This is a genomic window from Kitasatospora sp. NPDC058492 (genome assembly GCF_042720685.1).
Classification (GTDB): Bacteria; Actinomycetota; Actinomycetes; order Streptomycetales; family Streptomycetaceae; genus Kitasatospora.
The window spans coordinates 20,478-39,780 of record NZ_JBHXMU010000059.1; the positions used below are offsets into that span (position 1 = coordinate 20,478).

Annotated in this window: 22 protein-coding genes; 10 read left to right on the forward strand and 12 right to left on the reverse strand. The window is 72.2% G+C overall.

Annotation, left to right across the window (positions count from 1 at the left end):
• Positions 1-81 precede the first annotated feature (81 nt).
• From ACFWPI_RS30835 to ACFWPI_RS30860, 6 genes are all read left to right on the forward strand, one after another.
• On the forward strand, positions 82-1,227 hold the full coding sequence (locus ACFWPI_RS30835) for an acyl-CoA dehydrogenase family protein (RefSeq protein WP_063352981.1): 1,146 nt from the start codon (positions 82-84) through the stop codon (positions 1,225-1,227).
• Complete coding sequence (locus ACFWPI_RS30840) at positions 1,224-1,949, forward strand: N-(5'-phosphoribosyl)anthranilate isomerase (RefSeq protein WP_380375851.1); 726 nt, start codon at positions 1,224-1,226, stop codon at positions 1,947-1,949. Before ACFWPI_RS30835 ends, ACFWPI_RS30840 begins: the two co-directional genes overlap by 4 nt.
• Positions 1,946-2,683 (forward strand): indole-3-glycerol-phosphate synthase, encoded by a 738-nt coding sequence (locus ACFWPI_RS30845; RefSeq protein ID WP_380375850.1) that lies wholly within the window; start codon positions 1,946-1,948, stop codon positions 2,681-2,683. The genes ACFWPI_RS30840 and ACFWPI_RS30845 overlap by 4 nt, the downstream gene beginning before the upstream one ends.
• Positions 2,680-3,612: an alpha/beta hydrolase gene (locus ACFWPI_RS30850; protein ID WP_380375849.1), complete on the forward strand. Its 933-nt coding sequence runs from the start codon at positions 2,680-2,682 to the stop codon at positions 3,610-3,612. The genes ACFWPI_RS30845 and ACFWPI_RS30850 overlap by 4 nt, the downstream gene beginning before the upstream one ends.
• Positions 3,613-3,668: 56 nt before the next feature.
• Positions 3,669-4,142: a hypothetical protein gene (locus ACFWPI_RS30855; RefSeq protein ID WP_380375847.1), complete on the forward strand. Its 474-nt coding sequence runs from the start codon at positions 3,669-3,671 to the stop codon at positions 4,140-4,142.
• Positions 4,143-4,720: 578 nt separating this feature from the next.
• Positions 4,721-5,350 carry a peptidase inhibitor family I36 protein gene (locus ACFWPI_RS30860; protein ID WP_380375846.1) on the forward strand — a complete coding sequence of 210 codons (630 nt, stop codon included), beginning with the start codon at positions 4,721-4,723 and terminating at the stop codon, positions 5,348-5,350.
• 87 nt (positions 5,351-5,437) lie between these two features.
• On the opposite strand, the gene ACFWPI_RS30865 is transcribed toward ACFWPI_RS30860, so the two are convergent.
• Positions 5,438-6,358 carry an NADP-dependent oxidoreductase gene (locus ACFWPI_RS30865; RefSeq protein ID WP_380375844.1) on the reverse strand — a complete coding sequence of 307 codons (921 nt, stop codon included), beginning with the start codon at positions 6,356-6,358 and terminating at the stop codon, positions 5,438-5,440.
• Between the two features lie 83 nt (positions 6,359-6,441).
• Here ACFWPI_RS30865 and ACFWPI_RS30870 point away from each other — a divergent pair, with 83 nt between their 5' ends.
• Positions 6,442-7,008 carry a TetR/AcrR family transcriptional regulator gene (locus ACFWPI_RS30870; RefSeq protein ID WP_380375842.1) on the forward strand — a complete coding sequence of 189 codons (567 nt, stop codon included), beginning with the start codon at positions 6,442-6,444 and terminating at the stop codon, positions 7,006-7,008.
• Positions 7,009-7,498: 490 nt separating this feature from the next.
• Here the strand turns inward: ACFWPI_RS30870 and ACFWPI_RS30875 are convergent, their stop codons facing one another.
• The 4 genes from ACFWPI_RS30875 to ACFWPI_RS30890 form a co-directional block, all read right to left on the reverse strand.
• Positions 7,499-8,998, reverse strand: coding sequence for a pentapeptide repeat-containing protein (locus ACFWPI_RS30875; RefSeq protein WP_380375840.1), 1,500 nt, complete (start codon positions 8,996-8,998; stop codon positions 7,499-7,501).
• A 181-nt stretch (positions 8,999-9,179) separates the two neighbouring features.
• Complete coding sequence (locus ACFWPI_RS30880) at positions 9,180-9,371, reverse strand: DUF397 domain-containing protein (RefSeq protein ID WP_380375839.1); 192 nt, start codon at positions 9,369-9,371, stop codon at positions 9,180-9,182.
• Between the two features lie 68 nt (positions 9,372-9,439).
• Complete coding sequence (locus tag ACFWPI_RS30885) at positions 9,440-9,649, reverse strand: DUF397 domain-containing protein (RefSeq protein ID WP_380375837.1); 210 nt, start codon at positions 9,647-9,649, stop codon at positions 9,440-9,442.
• Positions 9,634-10,473 (reverse strand): Scr1 family TA system antitoxin-like transcriptional regulator, encoded by an 840-nt coding sequence (locus tag ACFWPI_RS30890; protein WP_380375835.1) that lies wholly within the window; start codon positions 10,471-10,473, stop codon positions 9,634-9,636. The genes ACFWPI_RS30885 and ACFWPI_RS30890 overlap by 16 nt, the downstream gene beginning before the upstream one ends.
• A gap of 117 nt (positions 10,474-10,590) precedes the next feature.
• On the opposite strand from ACFWPI_RS30890, the gene ACFWPI_RS30895 reads away from it, so the two are divergent.
• Positions 10,591-10,809, forward strand: a complete 219-nt coding sequence (locus tag ACFWPI_RS30895) for a hypothetical protein (protein ID WP_380375834.1) — start codon at positions 10,591-10,593, stop codon at positions 10,807-10,809.
• Positions 10,810-10,884: 75 nt separating this feature from the next.
• On the forward strand, positions 10,885-11,352 hold the full coding sequence (locus ACFWPI_RS30900) for an NUDIX domain-containing protein (protein ID WP_380375832.1): 468 nt from the start codon (positions 10,885-10,887) through the stop codon (positions 11,350-11,352).
• A 16-nt stretch (positions 11,353-11,368) separates the two neighbouring features.
• On the opposite strand, the gene ACFWPI_RS30905 is transcribed toward ACFWPI_RS30900, so the two are convergent.
• From ACFWPI_RS30905 to ACFWPI_RS30920, 4 genes are all read right to left on the reverse strand, one after another.
• Positions 11,369-12,277 (reverse strand): aminoglycoside phosphotransferase family protein, encoded by a 909-nt coding sequence (locus ACFWPI_RS30905; protein WP_380375830.1) that lies wholly within the window; start codon positions 12,275-12,277, stop codon positions 11,369-11,371.
• A gap of 194 nt (positions 12,278-12,471) precedes the next feature.
• Positions 12,472-13,203: a phytanoyl-CoA dioxygenase family protein gene (locus ACFWPI_RS30910; protein ID WP_380375828.1), complete on the reverse strand. Its 732-nt coding sequence runs from the start codon at positions 13,201-13,203 to the stop codon at positions 12,472-12,474.
• A 16-nt stretch (positions 13,204-13,219) separates the two neighbouring features.
• Positions 13,220-14,077, reverse strand: coding sequence for an NTP transferase domain-containing protein (locus ACFWPI_RS30915; RefSeq protein ID WP_380375827.1), 858 nt, complete (start codon positions 14,075-14,077; stop codon positions 13,220-13,222).
• A 59-nt stretch (positions 14,078-14,136) separates the two neighbouring features.
• Positions 14,137-14,676 carry an NUDIX hydrolase gene (locus ACFWPI_RS30920; RefSeq protein WP_380375825.1) on the reverse strand — a complete coding sequence of 180 codons (540 nt, stop codon included), beginning with the start codon at positions 14,674-14,676 and terminating at the stop codon, positions 14,137-14,139.
• A gap of 158 nt (positions 14,677-14,834) precedes the next feature.
• Here ACFWPI_RS30920 and ACFWPI_RS30925 point away from each other — a divergent pair, with 158 nt between their 5' ends.
• The gene (locus tag ACFWPI_RS30925) at positions 14,835-16,052 is read left to right on the forward strand and encodes a hypothetical protein (RefSeq protein WP_380375824.1); all 1,218 of its coding nucleotides are present in this window, start codon (positions 14,835-14,837) and stop codon (positions 16,050-16,052) included.
• 169 nt (positions 16,053-16,221) lie between these two features.
• Here ACFWPI_RS30925 and ACFWPI_RS30930 read toward each other — a convergent pair whose 3' ends face one another.
• From ACFWPI_RS30930 to ACFWPI_RS30940, 3 genes are all read right to left on the reverse strand, one after another.
• Complete coding sequence (locus tag ACFWPI_RS30930; protein WP_380375822.1) at positions 16,222-16,935, reverse strand: DUF6875 domain-containing protein; 714 nt, start codon at positions 16,933-16,935, stop codon at positions 16,222-16,224.
• Positions 16,932-17,597, reverse strand: a complete 666-nt coding sequence (locus tag ACFWPI_RS30935) for a GNAT family N-acetyltransferase (protein WP_380375821.1) — start codon at positions 17,595-17,597, stop codon at positions 16,932-16,934. The genes ACFWPI_RS30930 and ACFWPI_RS30935 overlap by 4 nt, the downstream gene beginning before the upstream one ends.
• Before the next feature lie 70 nt (positions 17,598-17,667).
• Entirely contained in the window at positions 17,668-19,047 is a 1,380-nt protein-coding gene (locus ACFWPI_RS30940) for an aminotransferase class I/II-fold pyridoxal phosphate-dependent enzyme (protein ID WP_063352970.1), read from the reverse strand.
• Positions 19,048-19,303: the final 256 nt, after the last annotated feature.

Below are 19,303 nucleotides of genomic sequence, written 5' to 3' on the forward strand. Positions count from 1 at the left end.
TCGAGTCACGCGCCGGCGCCCCGCGCGCCGGCCTGCCACCCCGGGCCCCGCACGCGGGCCCGGGAGGAAGGCGGCACGTCCATGATCCGCTGGAACGCCGACCAGCACGCCCTGCGCGAGGGCCTGGCCCGCTTCGGCGACGACCTGAGCGCCGGCCACATCGAAGGCGACGAACAGGCCGCCTTCTCCCACGACAAGTGGCGCCTCGTCCAGAAGACCGGCATCCTGTCCCTGCCCTTCGAGGAACGCTACGGCGGGCTGGGCCAGTCCCTGCTCACCACCATGTACGTCCTGGAGGGCCTGGGGCAGACCTGCCGCGACGGCGGCCTCAACTTCTCCGTCACCACCTCCCTCGCCTCCACCGGCGTCCCCCTCCAGGCCTTCGGCTCACCCGCCCTCAAAGAGGCCTACCTGCCGCGCATCGCCTCCGGCGAGGCCATCGGCGCCCACGCCATCACCGAGTCCGAGGGCGGCTCGGACGCCATGCAGATGCGCACCCGCGCGATCCGCGACGGCGACCACTTCGTCCTCAACGGCGCCAAGACCTTCGTCAGCAACGGCCCCGTCGCCGACGTCATCGTCGTCTACGCCCGCACCCACCCCCAGGGCGGGGCGCTCGGCGTCACCGCGTTCCTCCTGGACCGCGACATGCCCGGCATCAGCACCGGAAACCCCATCAAGAAGATGGGCCTGCGCACCTCACCGCTGTCCGAGGTCTACCTCGACGACGTCAAGGTGCCCGCCTCCCGGGTCCTGGGCCGCGTCGGCGGCGGCTTCCTCGTCCTGGACCACGTCATGAAACGCGAGATCCTCTACTCCTTCATCGTCAACACCGGCGAGATGCAGCACCGCCTGGCCCGCTGCCTCGACTACGCCAAGACCCGCATGTCCTTCGGCAAGCCCATCGGCTCCTACCAGTCGGTCGCCAACAAGATCGTCGACACCAAGATCCGCCTGGAGACCGCCCGCAAGTGGCTCTACGACACGGCCCAGCGCCTGGAGGCCGGCGAGAACGTCACCGTCGACATGGCGATCGCCAAACTCCTCACCAGCGAATCCAACCTCGCCACCTCGCTGGCCGCCGTCCAGGTCTTCGGCGGCAACGGCTACATGTCCGAATACGGGCTGGAGAAGGACGTGCGCAACGCCGTCGCCGGCACCATCTACTCCGGCAGCAACGAGATCCAGTACAACCGCATCGCCGCCATGCTCGGACTCGGCAAGTGAGCGCCCCCGCCCCGCCCCGCCCGCTGCCGCCCGCGCGGCCCCGCCACCTCAAGGTGTGCGGGGCCCGCACCCGCGCCGACCTCACCCTCCTCGCCGAAGCCGGCCCCACCCTGGTGGGCCTGTGGCACGGCGTGCCCGGCGGCCCCGCCGAACTCTCCGAACAACACCTCGCCCACCTCGCCGCCACCGCCATCCGCCTGGGCCTGGAACCCGTCCTGGTCACCTTCCTCGACGACGCCGACCGACTCGCCCGCCTCGCCCGCGCCACCGGCATCCGCTGGATCCAGCTCCACGCCTACCAGAACCCCGCCCTCGTCACCGAACTGCGCCACCACCTGCCCTACGCCGTCCTCGTCAAAGTCCTCCACCTCTCCCGCGGCCGCTGCCTGGAACGCCCCTTCATCGGCGCCTTCGAACGCGCCGGCTGCGACCTGTTCCTCCTGGACACCGTCACCGACGACGGCCGCGTCGGCTCCACCGGCCACCCCCTGGCCCCCGCCGACGTCCACACCCTGCTGCCCCGCCTCACCATCCCCTTCCTCCTCGCCGGCGGCCTGAACGCCGCCAACCGCGACACCTACCGCACCGTCACCGACCACCCCCTGTACGCCGGCGCCGACATCGACACCGCCGCCCGCAACCGGGCCGGCGACTTCACCCACGAAGCCGTCACCGCCCTCGCCCACGCCTGGCACCCCCGCCCCAAGGAGGCTCGCGTATGAGCGCCCCGCGGTTCCTCGACGCCCTGCTGGCCGCGAGACGCCCCCTGATCATGGAAGTCAAACTCCGCGACCCGCACGGCACCGACCTGCTGGGCCCGCGTACCGTCACCGACCTCGTCACCCGCTACGAACAGGCCGGCGCGCCCTGCCTGTCCGTGGTCACCGGCCGCTGGTTCGGCGGCACCCCCCGCCTGCTGCGCGAGGTCACCGCCGCCACCGACCTGCCCGTCCTGCAGAAGGACTTCCTCACCCGCCCCGCCCAACTGGAGGCCGCCGCCGCCCTCGGCGCCTCCGCCGTCCTGCTCACCGCCGCCCTGCTGCCCGCCACCTCCCTGCACCGCCTGGTCACCACCGCCCTCGCCCTGGGCCTGACCCCGTTCGTCGAGATCACCGGCGAACACGAACTCGCCCACCTGCCCCAGCCCGAACACTGCGTCATCGCCGTCAACAACAAGGACATCCGCACCCGCGAACGCGACCGCGGCGACCTCGGACGCAGCCTGCGCCTGCTGCCCGCCCTGCACGCCACCGGCACCCGCGCCCCCGTCTCCGCCTCCGCCATCACCGAACCCGCCGACGCCGCCCGCCTCCTGGACGCCGGCTACGCGGGACTGCTCATCGGCACCACGCTGATGCGCCAGAGCGACCTCACCGGCTGGCTCACCGACCTCGACACCGCCCGGGCCACCACCGCTGCCCGCGCCGCCACCGTCCGGGCCGGAGCCGCCGTATGAACCCCCGCCCGAACCCGCGGCCCAACCCCCGCCTCGCCACCCGCTCCCTCGTCCTGGACGCCGGCGGCATCCCCGTCTCCGCCCTCGTCGCCGAACCCCAGGACCGCGCCCCCAAGGCCGTCCTCCTCGCCATCCACGGCCGCGGCATGCGCGCCGCCTACTTCGCCGGCCCCGCCCACCCCGACACCAGCCTGCTCACCCTGGCCGCCGACCTCGGCTACACCGTCCTGGCCCTGGACCGCCCCGGCCACGGCGCCTCCGCCCACCGCCTGCCCGACGGCCAGCTCATCGCCGACCAGGCCGCCACCCTGCACGCCGCCCTCACCGACTACGCCCGCGCCCACCCCGTCGGCGCCGGCGTCCAGCTCCTCGCCCACTCCTTCGGCGGCAAGATCGCCCTCCACCTCGCCGCCCACTGGCCCGCCGACCCCCGCCTGCCCCTGCTCGGCGCCGACATCTCCGGCCTCGCCCAGCACTACGCCCCCGGCGCGTGGGAACGCCCCGACGACCTCGCCGGCGGCGGCCGCCTCAACTGGGGCCCCCTCGGCCTCTACCCGCCCGGCACCTTCCACGCCGCCCGCACCCTGCTCACCCCCGTCCCCGCCCTCGAATCCCGCGAACTGGCCACCTGGCCCGCCCGCTACAGCGCCCTGGCCGCCCGCGTACGCGTGCCCGTGCGCCTCACCCTCGCCGACCACGAGGCCTGGTGGCGCCTGGAGCCCTCCCACCGCACCGCCCTCACCGCCGCCTTCCCCCCGGGCCTGGCCCACCTCGTCACCGCCCACCGCGCCGGCCACAACCTCTCCCTGGGCCACGCCGCCCGCCCCTACCACCTGCGCGCCCTCGCCTTCACCGACGAATGCCTCACCCGCCCCCGGCCCCAGCCCGCCGCAGCCGCCCCCGAACCGGCCCTGGCCGCCGCCGGCTGACCGCAGGGCGGGCGATCACCCGCCCTGAGGGCGACATCCGAGCTACTGTGGATGTCATGACTGCGGCCTACGAGGACGTGCCCTTCAGCGAACTGCTGCACCACCCCGCCGCGACCGCGCGCCGGCTGGACGCCGTCCGCGCGCTACGGCTGCGGCGGCGCGACGCGGGGGACCTGGCCCTGATGCGCGTCGAGCAGATGGAACGCGACGCCTCCGTCGTGGACTTCACCTCGCGCCTGCTGGCGGCGCTGGTACGGACCGGGAACACCGCCGCCCTGCGCCAGGCGCTGCCCGAGGCCCTGCCGTGGAGCACGTTCCTGCCCGCCGAGGACATCGACACCCTGCTCGGCGAGCTCGTGGACACCGCCCTCGGCGCGGTGGCCCTGGACAACCTCGCCCCCATCGCGCTGCTGCTCACCCAGTGGCGCCACAGCGCCGAGGTCCACGCCGACCCCGCCCTGCTCGCCCTGATCACCCGCGAGCCCGACGGCGACCTCGGGCCGGCCGCCATGCCCGAGGCCACCGAGTGAGCCCCAAGGCCACGGACTGACCACCTGCCACCCCGCCGGCCGCGCGACCCACTGCGCCATCGCCCGTGCCCATCGGCACACCGCTGGGGCGCACGAAGCGAATTGCCTTGGTGCTGCAGCTCCCTGACGTCTCGTCGCAAGACAGTGGATCGTCATCGAATGAACCCGGCTCGTGAGCCGCTGCGCGCTGTCGCCACTGCCGATTGCCGCCGGGGCCGCCAACGGCCCCTGCCGACCCGAGCGCCGCTGCGCAGCGGACGGCTGCATGAGAAGTCGGAGGGGCCGACTTCTCATGCAGGGCGGGACGGCGCGACCGCGACCACCTGTGCAGCAGCCGCCCCGGCCGTGGCCGGCAAGACTTCTCGCAGCAACACCGATTCCCTGATCCCCATTGCGGCCGAACGGGCATCCGGTGGGACTCTTTCAGGTGAATGCCCTGGTATCGCCCGGCGCGGATTCCACCCTCCGGTATTGGTTTCACCAAGAGCCACGCACGTGGCACCGAGTGGCGCGAAGGGTGGAGCGTGCGCAAACGCAGCCCTCCCCCCGGAGAGCGCCGGGTAAGGGAGTTGGGGTTCATGACGAATCGCTTCGCACGGGCGGCCCGCAGGGCCGGTCTGGCCGGGGTGGCACTGGTGACGGTCGCCGGAACGGCACTGCTCGCCACCCCGCCCGCGAACGCCGCCGAGCAGTGCTGGGGCGAGGACGTGTGCATGTGGGATCAGCCCGACGGACAGGGGCAGATCCACCGGGTCTCCGTCCCGGCGGACGGCACCTGCATCCCTCTCGACGTCACTTGGGCCGACGGCACCACGTCCCAGGCCAAGACCGTTCACAACGCCGGATCCGGAGGGCTGGCCGGATTCGAAAGCACCGACTGTTCCGGCAAACCGCTCACCCTGCTGGGCCCCAACAACTATGCCAATGTCTCCCGGGCCCATTCGGTGCGGGTCGTCGACTGTGAGAGCGGCAAGGTCTGTTTCTGGGAGAACGACAACTTCTCCGGATCGAAGAGCACGGCGGACTACGCGGACTCCTGTTCGCCCATCGGGATCGACTCCGCCAAGACGGTGTGGAACCGCACCAGCAAGGCGATCGGCCTCTACGAAGGATGGGCGTGCGTGGGCGCGGGCTGGAAGGGAGACGTGCCCTCCGGCGGCTGGTCGTCCTTGAACAGCGGCAGCGTCTCCAAGATCAGCCGGGTCTGACAGCGGACCCCGGCCCGTGGGGCCGACCTGCCCGACGCACCAGCGCGGGCAGGTCGGCCCCACGGGCTGCACCGATCTTGTGCCGGTTCACAGTGCGATCACGATCTTGCCGTGGACGTGCCTCTCGGCCTGCGTCGTCACGGCTTCGCGGATCCGCTCGACCGGGAAGGTCGCCGCGATCGGAACGGTGATCTCGCCGGAACGGATCGCGTCGGTGATCCGCTCCAGGGCGCCCGGGCCCGCATCGAGGGCGCCCGCCCTGCGCACGCCGGGCGGCGGGGCGGGGCCGTCGGCGACGACGGTGATCCGCTCGGGTGCCACGCCGAGCTCGAGCGCGGTCTCGGCCGCCTCCCTTGCGAACAGGTCGGTCGCGGCGGTGATTCCCTCGGGCGCCAGGGCCCGTACCCGGTCCGCCAGGCCGGGGCCGTACGCCACGGGTTCGGCGCCGAGCCCGCGCAGGAATCCGAACGTGCCCTCGGAGGCGGTGCCGAGCACCCGGGCACCCGCAAGCTTCGCCAACTGCACGGCGAAGATTCCCACGCCACCCGCCGCCCCGCCGATCAGGACGGTGTCCCCGGTGCGGAGCCCGATCGCGGCGAGCGCGGCGCAGGCCGTCAGTCCGGACACCGGAAGCGTGGCCGCCACCTCGTCGCCGACGCCCTCCGGGGTGAGCCACAGCTGTGCCGTGGGTGTCTTGACCAGCACGAATTCGGCGACGGACCGGCCGATCGCAGCCCCGTACACCCGGTCGCCGGTCGCGAATCCCGTGGCTTCGGCGCCCACTTCGTCCACCACTCCGGCGAAGTCGCTGCCGAACCCGGCCGGCAGGGTGATGCCGAAGCGCGCCGCCATGTCGGGCTGTGTGGTGATCTGCCAGTCCATCGGATTCAGTCCGGCGGCCGTGACCCGGACGCGGACCTCGCCCGGTGCCGCGTGCGGCTCGGGTATCTCCTGCACTTCGAGTACTTCGGGACCGCCGAATCGCCGGTAGCGCACAGCTTTGCTCATCGGTGACCTCTCCTGGCCAGTGATGGGACTTGGTCTCATCGACCGTACACCAGTGATGGGACGAAGTCCCGTACACTGCTCCCATGGCCCGCTGGCAACCCGACGCACCAGGACGACTCGCCGCCGCCGCCCTCGACCTCTTCGAGGAGCACGGCTACGAGAACACGACCGTGATCGAGATCGCGGAGCGCGCGGGGCTCACCAAGAGCACGTTCTTCCGGTACTTCCCGGACAAGCGCGAGGTGCTCTTCGGCAGCACGGTGACCGGTCTGCTCGTCGAAGGGATCGCCTCGGCGCCGCCGGCGGCCGGGCCGCTCGACGCGGTGGCGGAGGCCCTCGATGCGCTCGGCCGGACGTTCTTCACCGCCGACCGCCGCGAGTTCAGCGGCCGGCGCCAGGCCGTGCTGAACGCCAACACGGAACTGCGTGAACGCGAAGCCCTGAAAAGGATCGACCTCACCGCCTCGATGATCGAGGCCCTCAACCGCCGCGGAGTCCCGAACCTGACCGCGCGCGTGGCCGCGAACCTGGGCGCGCTCGCCTGGGAGATCGCCTACGACCAGTGGATCGACACCAGCAACAGCGAGGGCTTCGGCCCGCTGGCACGGCAGGCGCTCGCCGAAGTACGCGCGGCCGGAGCCGTGCGCTAGTTTCGCACCCCGCAGCTCCACCTGATCCGAAGTCACCGCACGGCGATCATCGAGGGCAGGACGACCCACACGGCGAGTGCCGCCGCGGCACCGGGGAGACCCCGCATGGCCGACTGCTTCCCGTACCGGATCACCACCCGCAGAGGGGACCTGACGCTGATCTGGCGGCCCGGAGAGGGCGATGCCCCCGATGAGCTCGCCGTCGACGACCTCGGAAGACTCGTCCACCTTGGCCCGTCAGGCCCTCGAATGCCGCCTGCCGGCCTGTGGCACACGGCCACCGGCTGATCTTCGTTTGTCGACACAACTCACGATGATCAACGGTGGCCGTCTTCATCTGAGGGCCGGCCTTACCCGGCACGATCAAGGCCGGCTTCAGCGCGCGCGTCGGGACTTCCACGTGAAGGCGTCTGCGGTCCGCCTGGCCAACGAGCCGGTCTGCCAGGATTCCGTGATGTCGGTCCAGTTGTGGAACGGCTGACGGACTGACTCAGACAGTCACCTCGGCCGACCGCGCCCGAACCTGCTGGAGGGTCTCGTCGGCGCTTCTCTGCCCGGCCCAGCCCTCGGTGAGGGCGGCGCCGGCGGTGCGGCATTCGCCGTGGAACGTGGCGTATCCGCCGCCGCCCGGCAGCATGAAGTGCGCCTTGAACGCGCTTCGCTCCAAGTTGGTGGTCCCGTGGAACTGAGTGCCCATGAAGTCCGCACGCGCGAACCGGCAGTCACTGAGGTCGAAGTCGATCAGAGTGGCGGCGGAAAGGCCGAGATCGACTCCGTCCCAGAACTGTTCGCGCGGCGGGGAATCCGGCGCCGCCCCGGGGTCGTGAGGGCGGAGGTGGTCGGTGAGGATCTGCTGCGCGGTCCGCCGCAGCCTCAGTTCGGCCACCTGCTCCGCGGTGAGCGCGGCTTCATCGCCGGCCTCGAACGCCAGCGGCGCCCTCAGGAATCCGCAGACCGCGTCGACGATTCCGGCCCGCTGGTCGGCGCGGGCCTGGCCGAGCGCGTCGAGCACGTGCAGTCCGGACAGCCGCACCGCCGGGTCGGCGTCGGCGAGCTGGTGGGCGTAGGGCGCCACGGACTCGTCCGTCACCAGCCGGCCCGGCCCGTTGTCCTCGGGACGCAGCACCCAGCCGAAGGGCCATTGCTGAGGGCTGAACGACTCTTCCGCGTCGTCGACTTCCGAAGCGTCGTCTTCCTCGGCGACAGTGTCCGCGGTCGCGCCGGTGAGATCCACACTCGGCTGGTCGAGATGGACCTGATCGCCGAACCAGGCGTCGCCGAACTCCGCATCCGCCCCGAACCGTGCCTTCCAGAACCAGGCCGGACCGTGGAATCGCGCGCCGCGGAAGGACACCCGATCCCGGAAGCAGGTGCCGTCGCTGCCCTCGTACCAGGTCTGGTAGTCCTCCTGAAGCACGGCGCTCGGCCAGCCGGGATCGGCCTCGTTCGGCTCGCGCCAGGGGATCTGCACGCCGAACGGATCCGGCTTGCCAGAGGGCAGATCGCCGTCCTCGTCGAACTCTTCGAATCGGGAGTCGTCCTCCTGGACGGACTCCTCACCACGGCCGAACCAGGCCAGATGGTCGAACCGGGCGCCGGCGAAGCCGGCCGGGGAGTGGAACCGCGCCAGCCCGAAGTGGGCGTCTGCGCCGAACCTGACGTCGGCGAACGACGCCTCGCCTTCGAACACGGCCCGCGCGAAGATCGCGTCGTCGCGGAAGTGAGCGCCGTCGAAGACGCAGCGGCCGCGGAAGTGGGCGTCCGCGAAGACAGCCGGGCCGAAGGAACAGCCGCTGAAGTCGACGTCCGGCAGTACGGCGCCCTCCAGGGCGAAGGAGAGGTGGTCTCCGCCCCGCGCCAGTGCGACAAGAAGCGCGACAGCACTGTCGACAGCTTCCACAACCGTGCCGCGCAGGTAACGGCACACGGCGTCGGCGGCAGGCTGGCGCAGCGCGGGATGTGCCCGGGCGAGTACCTCAAGCTCCTGCAAGCCGGCGTGGTGCGCGTCGGCGCCCGGTCCCGCCAAGCAGTCGGCTATCCGCTGGAACTCCCCGGAGGCGTCCGGGTCCGTCGGTGATCCCATGCCGCCAGACCCTAGCGCAGCACCGCGTTGATCCTTCGTGGGTTCATGTGGCTTCGAGCGGGGAGCCGTCGTAGGTCCAGCGGTAGACCTAGTTGGCGCCGAATTCGCCGGTACGGACGGCGGTGACGAAGGCCTGCCAGGCGGGGGTGGGGAAGAGGAGGACCGGGCCGTCGGGGTCTTTGGAGTCGCGCACGGGCTGCACGTGGGTGAAGCCGTCGGCGACTTCGATGCACTGACCGCCGCCAGCGCTGTAGGTGCTCTTTCGCCAGGTGGTGTCCATCGCGGTGCCTCCTGTGGGCGGAGTAGGAAGTCGATGGTTATGACTTCCCACTCTGGTGTCAGGTAGGCCTAGTCGGAGCCGAGTTCGCCTGCGCGGACGGCGCTGACGAAGGACTGCCAGACGGCGGAGGAAAAGAGAAGGACCGGGCCGTCGGGGTCTTTGGAGTCGCGCACGGGCTGCACATCGGTGAAGCCATCGGCGACCTCGACGCACGCGCCGCCGGATCCAGTGCTGTACGAACTCTTTCGCCAGGAAGCGTCGGTCAAGCTGACATCCACTCCAGGTTCCTCCTTGTCGCGCGGATGAAGGCCAGTGTTTCAGCCTGGCCAAGGGCCTCGACCGCAAGCCGATCGTAGCTCCTGGTCAAGGCCGCAACCGACTTGATATCCCGGTCGAGGTAGCCGCGCTGCTCGATCTCGCCATAAGCGATCACTTTTCGGTTCGGCATGGTCAGGAGATGCGTCATCAGCGAGAGCGGCCGGTTTTCGCCCAGGGAGAACGGGGCCACCTGGATGACTACGTCGGGGCGAGTGGCCAGCTGCTCGAGGTGAAGCAACTGTTCGACCATGACGTCACGTCCGCCGACGAACCGCCTGAGGCAGCTCTCGTCCAGCACCACGTGTACGAGTGGAGGAGGAGTCCGTTCCAGGACCTGCTGTCGGGAAAGCCTGAACTCGATGCGTTCCTGGGCCAGTTGCGGGGACACATTGCCTTGCCTGGCATAACCCATCAGAAGCGCGGTTGCGTACGCCCGGGTCTGCAGGAGCCCGGTGACGAAATCGTTCTCGAAGATCCTGATCTGCTCCGCGAGGGCCTCGTAGCCGGCGTACTCCGGGAAGCCCTCCAGGATCGCGGCGTTCTTCAGCTGATACCACATCAGCACGAGGGTGCCGCCAGTGTCGAGCTCTTTGTCGGCGAGCTCGGCGAGCTTGCGGGTCGGAGGCCGGTGCGCAAGTTCGACGTAGGAGAGGTGCGACGGCGAGCACTCGAGGAGCGGAGCCAGCTGCCACTGGAGGAGGCCTTTGGCCTCTCGTGAGTTGCGGAGTTGGATTCCGAAGGGCGCCCAGGGGCTGGACTCCGGGTCGATCTTCTTCTTGTTCATGGCAGTCCTCAACTTCCGGCGCCCCAGGTGCAAGTAGGCAGGTCACTTCCAGCGCTAGACGACACCGGGCCATCATGTGCACAGAACGTGAAACGCTGATTGCGGAAGGTTATTCCCATGGCCGATGCCCAAGTTCCCCGCCACCACGGCTACGGCGTGCGCTGGGACACCGGGGCCCGCCTCTACCGGGTCCGCAACGAGGTCACCCGGGAGTGGCTGCGCCAACCGGACGGTGAGCTCAGCGGGTTCAGGTCCTTCTCCGACGCCTGGGCACGTGGCGCGTCTTCGAGGTCCACAAGCGGCCGGGGGAGTGAGCGCCGGACGCATGACGGCTGAACTCCTCGCCCGCCTCCTCTGGTTGGCGGGCTTCTCCCTCGTACTCCTCGCCGCCCTCAGAAGGTGAACCGCCCGATGCGCGACCCCCGCCTCCTCGCCAAGCCGCCCGTGTGCCGGCTCGGCTGCCTCGTCCTCGTCCGCAACCCGCGCGGCGACGTCCTCCTCGTCGACCCGGACTACATGGACGGCCTGATCCTGCCCGGCGGTGCCGCGAAGCCGAACGAGCCCCCGCACCTCGCCGCCGCCCGCAACCTGCACGCCGAGACCGGGCTCAACCTGCGCCTCGCCGACGTCCTCGCGGTCGACTTCACCCCCGCCGACCGCTACCTGGAGCGCCTCAACCTGGTCTTCGACGGCGGCACCGTGCATGACGACGTCCGCCTCGCCGTCCCACCCCGGCGCAGGAGCGGGCTGTTCGGCGCCCGCTTCGTCCCCGCCCGCCAACTCCCGGACGTCATGGCGCCCTCCCAACTCGCCCGCGTCAGCGAGGCGTTGGCGGGCCGGGCGCTGCCCGTCCTCCTCCACGGGCAGCGCGCGACCTGAGGACCGCCGTGCTGGTTCACCGCGCGCCGGCGGCCTCCAGGATCGCGGACAGCCGCGACAGGCATTCGCCGGCGAAGCCGGGATAGGTGTCCCAGTAGTACGACAGCCCGCCGACTGCGACGCCGACCGCCCACGCCCGGGCCCGTAGCCACGTCACGTCGTCGAGGCCGAGGGCGTCCCAGTACGCCTGGCGGGCCGGGGACGGAAGGTCCCACACCGTGGCGTGCTCGGCGTCGGGAAAGCCGACCGACAGGCATCCGAAGTCGATGACCGCGTGCAGCCTGCCCTGCCGGACGAGCAGGTTGGAGGGTTTCAGGTCGCCGTGCAGCCACACCTGGCGCCCGGACGGCCCGGGCAGGGCGAGCGCGCTCTGCCACAGGTGCCGCAGGTGCTCGATGTCGAGGTCCAGGCCCGGGATCGTCCGGCACTTCTCGAAGCAGTCGGTGATCGACTCGTCGCTGTCGCGCAGGTCGCCTCCGCGGTACCAGCTGAGCGCGCCGTGGCGGACGGCCCCCATGAGCGGGGCGCCGTGCAGGCCCTCGACGACCGCCGCCAGGTCGGCCCCGAAGGCGGGCCAGTCGGTGACCGACCCCGGGCCGGGCTCCTCGCCGTCGATCCAGCGGTACACCGACCAGGCGAGCGGGAACACGGCACTCGGCGTCCCGGCGTGCACCGGCTCCGGGACGCGGCACGGCAGGTGCGGTGCCAGCCGCGGCAGCCACGTCAACTCCTTCCGCACGGACTCCGCGCTCTGCGCGGTGCGCGGCAGCCGCACGAGCAGGTCGTCGCCGAGCCGGTACATCGTGTTGTCCGTGCCCGCGCCGGCCGGCGAGACGGACAGGCCGGCCCAGTGCGGCCGCTGCTCCCGGAGCAGGGAGCGGACGACCGCCTGGTCCGCGAAGATCTCGTTCTCGTGAAGGGCCACGGTGCGAGCCTTCACGCCGGGCGCCACCGCCGCCAGCGATTTTCCCGAGACCGCTGCTGTTCGGGTCCCTTCGAAGACCACTGCGGCGGCTCGGCGGTGTGGTGGACGAACGATCCGACCGGCGAAGCGTGCTGCGGTCGGATCGTCGGCGTGCAGGGGTTTCGGCCGAACCATCTCCTGGACGCGCGTTCGGGTCAGCTCGGCCGGTCGTTGCCCCGGTACAGGTGGGCGCCGGCGACGATGACCTGCCGGTCGGGGTCGGGGAGGGCGTCGAGCTCGTCAGCGGCCCGGTAGCCGAGGACCACGCTGGTGCGAGTGGATCCGTCGCTGTTCGCGCCGACGGTGTGGAAGACGGTCCCGTCGAAGAGCAGGACGCCGCCGGCCGGGACCGGCACCGGGACGGCTTGGTCGGCGAGGCCGGAGAGTTCGGGGTGCTCGTCCATCCAGGTGCCGCCGCCGTCGGGCTGTGGGACGCCCACGTAGGGGGCACGGTGGGAGCCGGGGACGATCCAGGTGCAGCCGGTCTCCACGGTGGCGTCCTCGAAGTACACGACGGCGGTGAGCAGGCCGCGGGTGGGCTGGAGGATGTCTCGGTGCAGCCGGGGCTCCTGGGCGTCGGGTGCGTTGAGGGAGCCCTGGTTGTGCCGGTTGAGCACGTAGACCACGTTGGGGCCGAGCAGCGCGGTCAGCGGCTCGGTCAGGGCGGGATGGGCGATGAGCCGGTGCATCAGGGCCTGGTCGTGCTGGTAGAGCCGGTACACCTTGGCCTGGCCGGTAGGCAGGTGGGCGGCGCAAGCCCGGACCAGCTCGGCCACCTCGCCGAGGAGGCCATCGGGCAGGCCGGCGTAGGGCAGGCGAAGGTATCCGAGGTCGCGGAAGTGGCGGGCCTGCTGCTCGGTCAGCGTGGACGGGGTGGTGGTGAGCATGGCGGTTGATCCCTTTTCAGGTGATGCGGCCGAACGTGGCCAGACGGTCGGGGGCCGGGGTGTGGATGTCGTAGGCGCCGACCGGGTGGCCCTGGCTGATCGCCCAGGGCATGAACTGGCGGTACAGGTCGGCCTCGCCGGGGTGGGCCAGCCGTCGGGAGTACTCGTCGAACAGCGCCCGGAACGGGGTGGGGGTGAGGATGACCGCGCCGGTGCTGGTGGCCTGCCGCAGGCCCTGGCGGTTGTCGGAGGGCAGGGTGGCGTCGGTGCCTTCGAGGGCGTGGACGACGAAGGCGCCGTCGGGGTCGAGGAAGAGCCGGCCCGCGTTCTGCGCGCCCTGGCCGGGGGTGCTGGTGACGGTCCAAGTCACCGCAGCCGGACGGGATCGGTGGGCGGCGACGGCGGAGGGCAGCAGGGTGAACGGGAAGAGGGTGTCGGCGGGCAGTACCACTGCCACCGGGACGTCGGCCAGGTGGTGCAGGGCCGCGTAGGCGGCGCCGGCGGTGCCGAGCGGGTGGTCCTCGCGGTGGAAGGTCAGCTCTACCTGACGCGCCGAGCAGGTGAGCGCGTAGGTCTCGACGGCTTCGGCGCCGGTGGCCGGGTCGGTGCTGGTGAGCAGTGCGATGCGCCGGAACCCGATGGCCGTCAGCTGGGCGAGGGCGTGGCCGAGCATCGGGGTGCGGCCCGTCGGGGTGTCGATCGGCACCAGGACCTTCGGTGTGGCCTGCAGCTCGGGGTCGGCGGCGGCACGCAGCCGGCTCCCCCTGCCGCCGGCCAGCACCAGGGCGACGGTGCGGGCGGGTAGGGAGACAAGGGCGCTGGTGTAGTAGCGGGCGATGGTGCTGGTGGTGTCGGTTGTGTTCCGTTCGGTCACGGGGTCCTCCCGGGGTGGCGGGTGGGCGCTGGGATGCCGGCCCGCCCGTATGCCCCGGGTCAGAGGAGCCCGAGGCGGTCCAGGGCGAGGTAGGCGGCGGCGGTGTCGGTCATCTGGCCCCTGCGCAGCACGGTGGAGCGGAACTCGGGCAGGGGCAGGGTGACCACGTCGATGAACTCGGTGCGCTCCGGGGTCGGCTCGGCGACCTTGGCGCAGCCGGTGGCGTAGAAGGCGATGCGCAGGGCGGTTGAGTAGGCGTCGTGCCAGTACGGTCCGGCCGCGTGGACCTCGCCCTGGTAGCCGGTCTCCTCCAGCAGTTCGCGGGCGACGGCCTCGGCTGCCTCTTCTCCAGGTTCGATGAAGCCACCGGGTAGTTCGTACAGCACGCGGTCGGGGCCGGGCCGGTACTGGCGGGCGAGGATGACGTGCTGGTCGGGAGTGAGGGCGAGCACGGCGCCGGCTGGGCGCTCGCGTTTGAGGTAGAACTCCTCCTTCCGTCCGTCGGGCAGCTCGAAGTCGACGCGTTCCACGGACCGGCCGAACTTGCTGAACATGGTGGTTCGTTCGATCTCGCGCCATGACGCGCCGGGGTAGGTCATGGCTGGACTGTACGGCTCTGGCCTGACTCCGGGCGCTCGTTGTGCCGCCGGATCCTGGTAGCGGAGGGGGCATGTCCAGGAAACCACCTGATCGGGTGATGGCGGCAGGGCAGATCGGTAGGCAATCCATGTGGCGCTCGGTACGTTGAATCCCCTCCTTGAAGCGGGAGTTGGTGGTGTGTGCGATGGTGAACGCGCTGTTCAGGAGTGCGCGGCTTGCCCTGGTATTGACGCAGCGACAGGTCGCCGAGCAGGTGCGAACCCTGGTCGAGGCGGCGACCGAGCGGGAATCGTCGTTTGACGCCGGCTACGTCTCACGCATAGAACGTGGCCTCATCACGTGGCCGCACGAGCACTACCGGCAGGCCCTGTGCCTGGTCCTGAGGGCGGGGACGGCGGCCGAGCTGGGTCTGGTCGCCAAGCAGGTCCACCACGAACATCCCGATGAGGTGAGTGACTCGAACCGCCGAGACGTCCTCGCCGTCGCGCTGGCAGCCCTGTTGCCGCCCGCCCGGCCGCTCTCCCGCCTGCGCAAGGGCGATGTCACCGCGATCGCCGAGCGCACCAGCGCGTTGGAGCACTGGGACCGAGCCTGCGGCGGACAAGCCGTTCGCGACTTCGCGCTGCGCGAGCTGCACGCCGCCATCGACCTCACCACGGCGTCCACCACCCCCGCCGTGCGAGGCGCACTGCTCGGCGCGGTCACCCGCCTGGCCAACCTGACCGCCTGGTCCAGCTTCGATGCCGGCCGGTACGGCGAGGCCCGCCCGCTGTTCCAACTCGGCCTGGCCGCCGGCCGCGAGCACGGAGACACCGGATTGCTGTGCCACCTGGCCACCAACGCCGCCCGCCAGGAGATCCACCTTCGCCGCCCCGACCAGGCCCTACTGCTGGCGGGGCAGGCGGGCGGGCGTCTGCCCGCCGCGGCGCGGGCGATGCTCGCCGCCGTCACCGCCCAGGCCCACGCCCTGACCGGTGACGAGCGGCAGACGGCCCGGCACCTGCTGGCCGCCGAGCGCACCTACGAGCGCGTCAGGGACCTTGCGGCGGGACCTGTCTGGACGCAGACCATCACCGTGGCCAAGGTTGGCAGCGACACCGGCTTCGCCCTCTACCTGCTGTCCACCGCCACCGGCCGCCTACATCCCCGGGTCGTCGCCGACTTGCGCCGGGCCACCGAGGGCGACACCGTCCAGGCCCGGGTGCGGGCGATGGCCACCGCGCGGTTGGCCACCGTGCTCTACCGGCAGGGCGAGCGCACCGAAGCCGGCCATCACGCCGCCCAGGCCTCTGCGCTCGCTGCCGCCGTCGGCTCCGCCCGCCTGGCCTGCGCCCTCAACGACATGCGCAATGCGTCTTCGCTGGAGGCCAGTTGACGCCTCACCGATCCGGCGGCCCGTTCCCGGCGCGGTCCCTCCTCGGCGAGATGGCCGCAGAGCAGGCCGCCGCTTGTCGCCGGCGAAATGGCGACATGCGCAACAGCGAAAAAGGGGGTGCGCGCGGAGCCGGGCGCCGACCCGGCTCCGCGCGCAGGGGGGCCGCGGCTCAGGCGGCGGTCAGGCGGGCGGTCCTGCGGTGTTCCGTCATGCCGGAGACCAGCTGGTCGCGGATGCGGGCGGGGACCTGGGGGGCGAAGCGGGCCAGGTAGTGGGCCAGGTGGGCCTCGTCGTCGACGAGGAAGGGCAGGTCGAAGACGAGGAGCTTGCGCACCGCCAGCAGCGGCACGGGCGCGCGCAGCGGCCTGAAGGAGCCGTTCCACAGGCCCCCCTCCTCGCAGACGGGGTGGAACTGGCCGATCATCAGGCCCTGTTCGACGAACTCGTCCTTGGCCTTGCGCTGCGCCTCGTCCAGCGCGGTGGAGTCGGCCCGGTCCAGGCCCGGCAGCACCAGCAGGACGGTCAGCAGCTCCCGGTCCGACTCCTCCGTCAGGTCGGCCAGCAGCCGGTCGTACCAGGCGCGCAGCTCGCCGACGAGCGCGGGCAGGTCGCCGCCCGCGCCGGTGTCGGCGACGGCGATGTGGAACAGGCCGCGGCGCAGCGAGGGCTGGGTGTAGGGGCAGACGGGGCCGCTGCGCCCGAGGTCGGGGTGGGCGGTGGTGAGGAAGCGCCGGCTCCAGGCGAGGATCTCGGCGGCCTCGGGGTGGTGGTCGGCGGCGCCGGCGTCGATCTGCTCGGCGGAGTAGACGCGCAGGGCGGTGTCGACGCGCAGTGCGGTGTCGCTGCGCAGGGCGGTGTCGATGTCGAGGGTGTGGGTGGTCATCGGGGGCCCCGCCACACGGGGGTCAGGCGGGGGCCGCCGGCGGGCAGGGCGATGGCCTCGCCGAAGCGGGTGAAGCCGCCGGCGCCGCAGACCCGGGCGCCGCCGGGGGAGCTGGTCTCGGCGTAGGCGGCCTGGCCGTCGTGGTCGACGCGGGCCAGGAAGGCGCGCAGGAGGGCGGTGCCGGTGCCGGTGCGGCGGGCGTCGGGGTGGGCGCCGACGAACGCCAGGTAGTGGTGGGGGCGGTGGCGCGGGTGGCGGCGGGCCTGGAGGCGGGTGATGGCGGCCAGGCGGCGGGCGGATTCGGGGTGGGCGTCGGCGTCGACGGCCGCGTCCAGGGCGCGGGCGGCCGCCTGGTCCTGGTGGCCGGGGTGTTCCCACACGCCGGGGGGCAGGAAGAGCAGCGCGCCGACGGGGGCGTGGTCGTCGGGGTGCTGGGCGGTCAGGGCGCCCTGGTGGGCCAGGCACTGGTCGACGTGGACGCGGAAGAAGGCGGGCAGGATGCGGGCGCGGTGGGCGTCGTCGGGGAAGGCCCAGCGGGTGAGCGGGTCGTCGTGGAAGGCGGCGGCGAGCACCCGGGCGAGGGCGGGGGCCTCCTCGGGTCGGGCGGGGCGGACCGCGGGGGCCGCGAGGGCGGCGTCCGGCGGGACGGTGGCGGTGGTCAACGGACACTCCTCGGCAGACAGGGGGCGGGCGGCGGGGCGGTCGTACGGGGGTGCAGTCGTACGGGGGGCCTCAGGGCCGGGCGGTGGCGAGCGAGGTCAGGCGCGCGTGCAGGGCCGGCAGGTGGTCCTCCGCCTCGGGCTTGATCAGGACGCTGCGCAGCACCGAGGCCCCCTCGGCGTCCGCCGCCGCTGCCGGGTGGCGGCGGGTGAAGTCGGCGGCGTCCACCCGCAGCAGGCTCAGGTAGAGCGGGTCCTGCTCGTCGGCCATGCCCTGGCGCAGCACGTGCCGGCTGGCGGCGTCGACGGCGGACATCGGTGTCCCGCCGGGGGTGGGGTGGTAGGTGACGATGTCCAGTTGCGGGCGCTGGTGGAGGGTCAGGTGCGGGCTGTCCTCGATCAGGTCCGCCCAGGCCAGGGCCGCGCGCCGCCCGCCGGCCAGGACGGCGCCCAGGCCCTGGGGGGTGAGCGGCAGCAGTTGCAGGGTCAGCCACAGGGCGGCGGCCGCGGCGCCGGCGCGCGAGCATTCCAGGCTGATCTCGCCCAGGTGCAGTTCGGCGTCGGTGAAGTAGGTGTAGGGGGAGTCGTGGGCGAAGTGGCGGCCGATGTCGGGGTCGGCGAACAGCACCGCGCCGCAGCCGTAGGGCTGCAGGCCGTGCTTGTGCGGGTCGACGGTGACGGAGTCGCAGCCGGCGATGGCCCGCCACGGCGCCGGGTCCAGGTGCAGGGCGGCGGCCTGGGTGTCGTCGGTGGCCAGCAGGGCGAAGAACCCGCCGTAGGCGGCGTCCACGTGCACCCGCACCCCGTGGCGGCGGGCCAGTGCCAGCACCTCGTGCACCGGGTCGACGGCGCCGAGCCCGGTGGTGCCGGCGGTGACGACCACCGTGCCGACGCGGCCGGTGGCGAGCAGGGCGGCCAGCGCGTCGACGTCCATGCGCCCGTCCGCGTCGGCGGCCACCGCGTGGCCCTCGACGCCCAGGACGTGGCACATGCGGCTGTGCGTGTAGTGGGACTGCGCGCTGTAGGCGACGCCGCGCCCGGGGTGGCTCTGGCGGGCCACGTACAGGGCTTCCAGGTTGGCGATGGTGCCGCTGCTGGTGAGGTGGCCGACGTGGCGGGGCAGGCCGAACATGGCGGCGAGCTGGGCGACGCACTCGCGTTCCATGTCGTTGGTGGCGGGCCCGCCCTCGTAGGCGTGGTTGTTGGGGTTGAAGCGCATCGCCGTCAGGTAGCCGACGACGGCGGCCGGGTGTGGCGGCTTGACCATCTGCCCGGCGTAACGGGGGTGGAAGAACGGGTAGTTGTGCTCCAGGCGCTTGGCGAAGCGCTCGAACGCGGCGGCGAAGTCCGCGTCGTCCACCTGGTGCGAGGGGTGCGGGCTGTACGGCCCGAACCGCTCTCCCCACTGCTCGGCGACCTCGGCCGCCCTCGGCAGCCAGTACCGCAGGTCCACGCTCCGGCCCTTCCCTTCGAGGGATCCTCCAGTGTTCTGCGAGCCACGGTGACCGCCCGCCGCAAGCGGCCCGCAACACCCGCAGCTCACCGCGCGCCCCGCCCGCAACCCGCCCCGCGCGCTCCACCGGGCCTCAGCCGGACCCCAACCGGGCGCAAGGATCCGCTGCTGCAATCACCCCCGGAACCCGCCCCCGCCCCACCCGCCGGGGCCGCACGGGCACACCGCCACACCGGGCCGGCAGCAGGAGGACGCG

Excerpts from the sequence above, each read along its gene's own strand:
- ACFWPI_RS30835 (WP_063352981.1), top strand. The coding sequence starts at position 82 with ATGATCCGCTGGAACGCCGACCAGCACGCCCTGCGCGAGGGCCTGGCC.
- ACFWPI_RS30845 (WP_380375850.1), top strand. The coding sequence starts at position 1,946 with ATGAGCGCCCCGCGGTTCCTCGACGCCCTGCTGGCCGCGAGACGCCCC.
- ACFWPI_RS30850 (WP_380375849.1), top strand. The coding sequence starts at position 2,680 with ATGAACCCCCGCCCGAACCCGCGGCCCAACCCCCGCCTCGCCACCCGC.
- ACFWPI_RS30855 (WP_380375847.1), top strand. The coding sequence starts at position 3,669 with ATGACTGCGGCCTACGAGGACGTGCCCTTCAGCGAACTGCTGCACCAC.
- ACFWPI_RS30860 (WP_380375846.1), top strand. The coding sequence starts at position 4,721 with ATGACGAATCGCTTCGCACGGGCGGCCCGCAGGGCCGGTCTGGCCGGG.
- ACFWPI_RS30865 (WP_380375844.1), bottom strand. The coding sequence starts at position 6,358 with ATGAGCAAAGCTGTGCGCTACCGGCGATTCGGCGGTCCCGAAGTACTC.
- ACFWPI_RS30870 (WP_380375842.1), top strand. The coding sequence starts at position 6,442 with ATGGCCCGCTGGCAACCCGACGCACCAGGACGACTCGCCGCCGCCGCC.
- ACFWPI_RS30880 (WP_380375839.1), bottom strand. The coding sequence starts at position 9,371 with ATGGACACCACCTGGCGAAAGAGCACCTACAGCGCTGGCGGCGGTCAG.
- ACFWPI_RS30890 (WP_380375835.1), bottom strand. The coding sequence starts at position 10,473 with ATGAACAAGAAGAAGATCGACCCGGAGTCCAGCCCCTGGGCGCCCTTC.
- ACFWPI_RS30895 (WP_380375834.1), top strand. The coding sequence starts at position 10,591 with ATGGCCGATGCCCAAGTTCCCCGCCACCACGGCTACGGCGTGCGCTGG.
- ACFWPI_RS30900 (WP_380375832.1), top strand. The coding sequence starts at position 10,885 with ATGCGCGACCCCCGCCTCCTCGCCAAGCCGCCCGTGTGCCGGCTCGGC.
- ACFWPI_RS30910 (WP_380375828.1), bottom strand. The coding sequence starts at position 13,203 with ATGCTCACCACCACCCCGTCCACGCTGACCGAGCAGCAGGCCCGCCAC.
- ACFWPI_RS30920 (WP_380375825.1), bottom strand. The coding sequence starts at position 14,676 with ATGACCTACCCCGGCGCGTCATGGCGCGAGATCGAACGAACCACCATG.
- ACFWPI_RS30930 (WP_380375822.1), bottom strand. The coding sequence starts at position 16,935 with ATGACCACCCACACCCTCGACATCGACACCGCCCTGCGCAGCGACACC.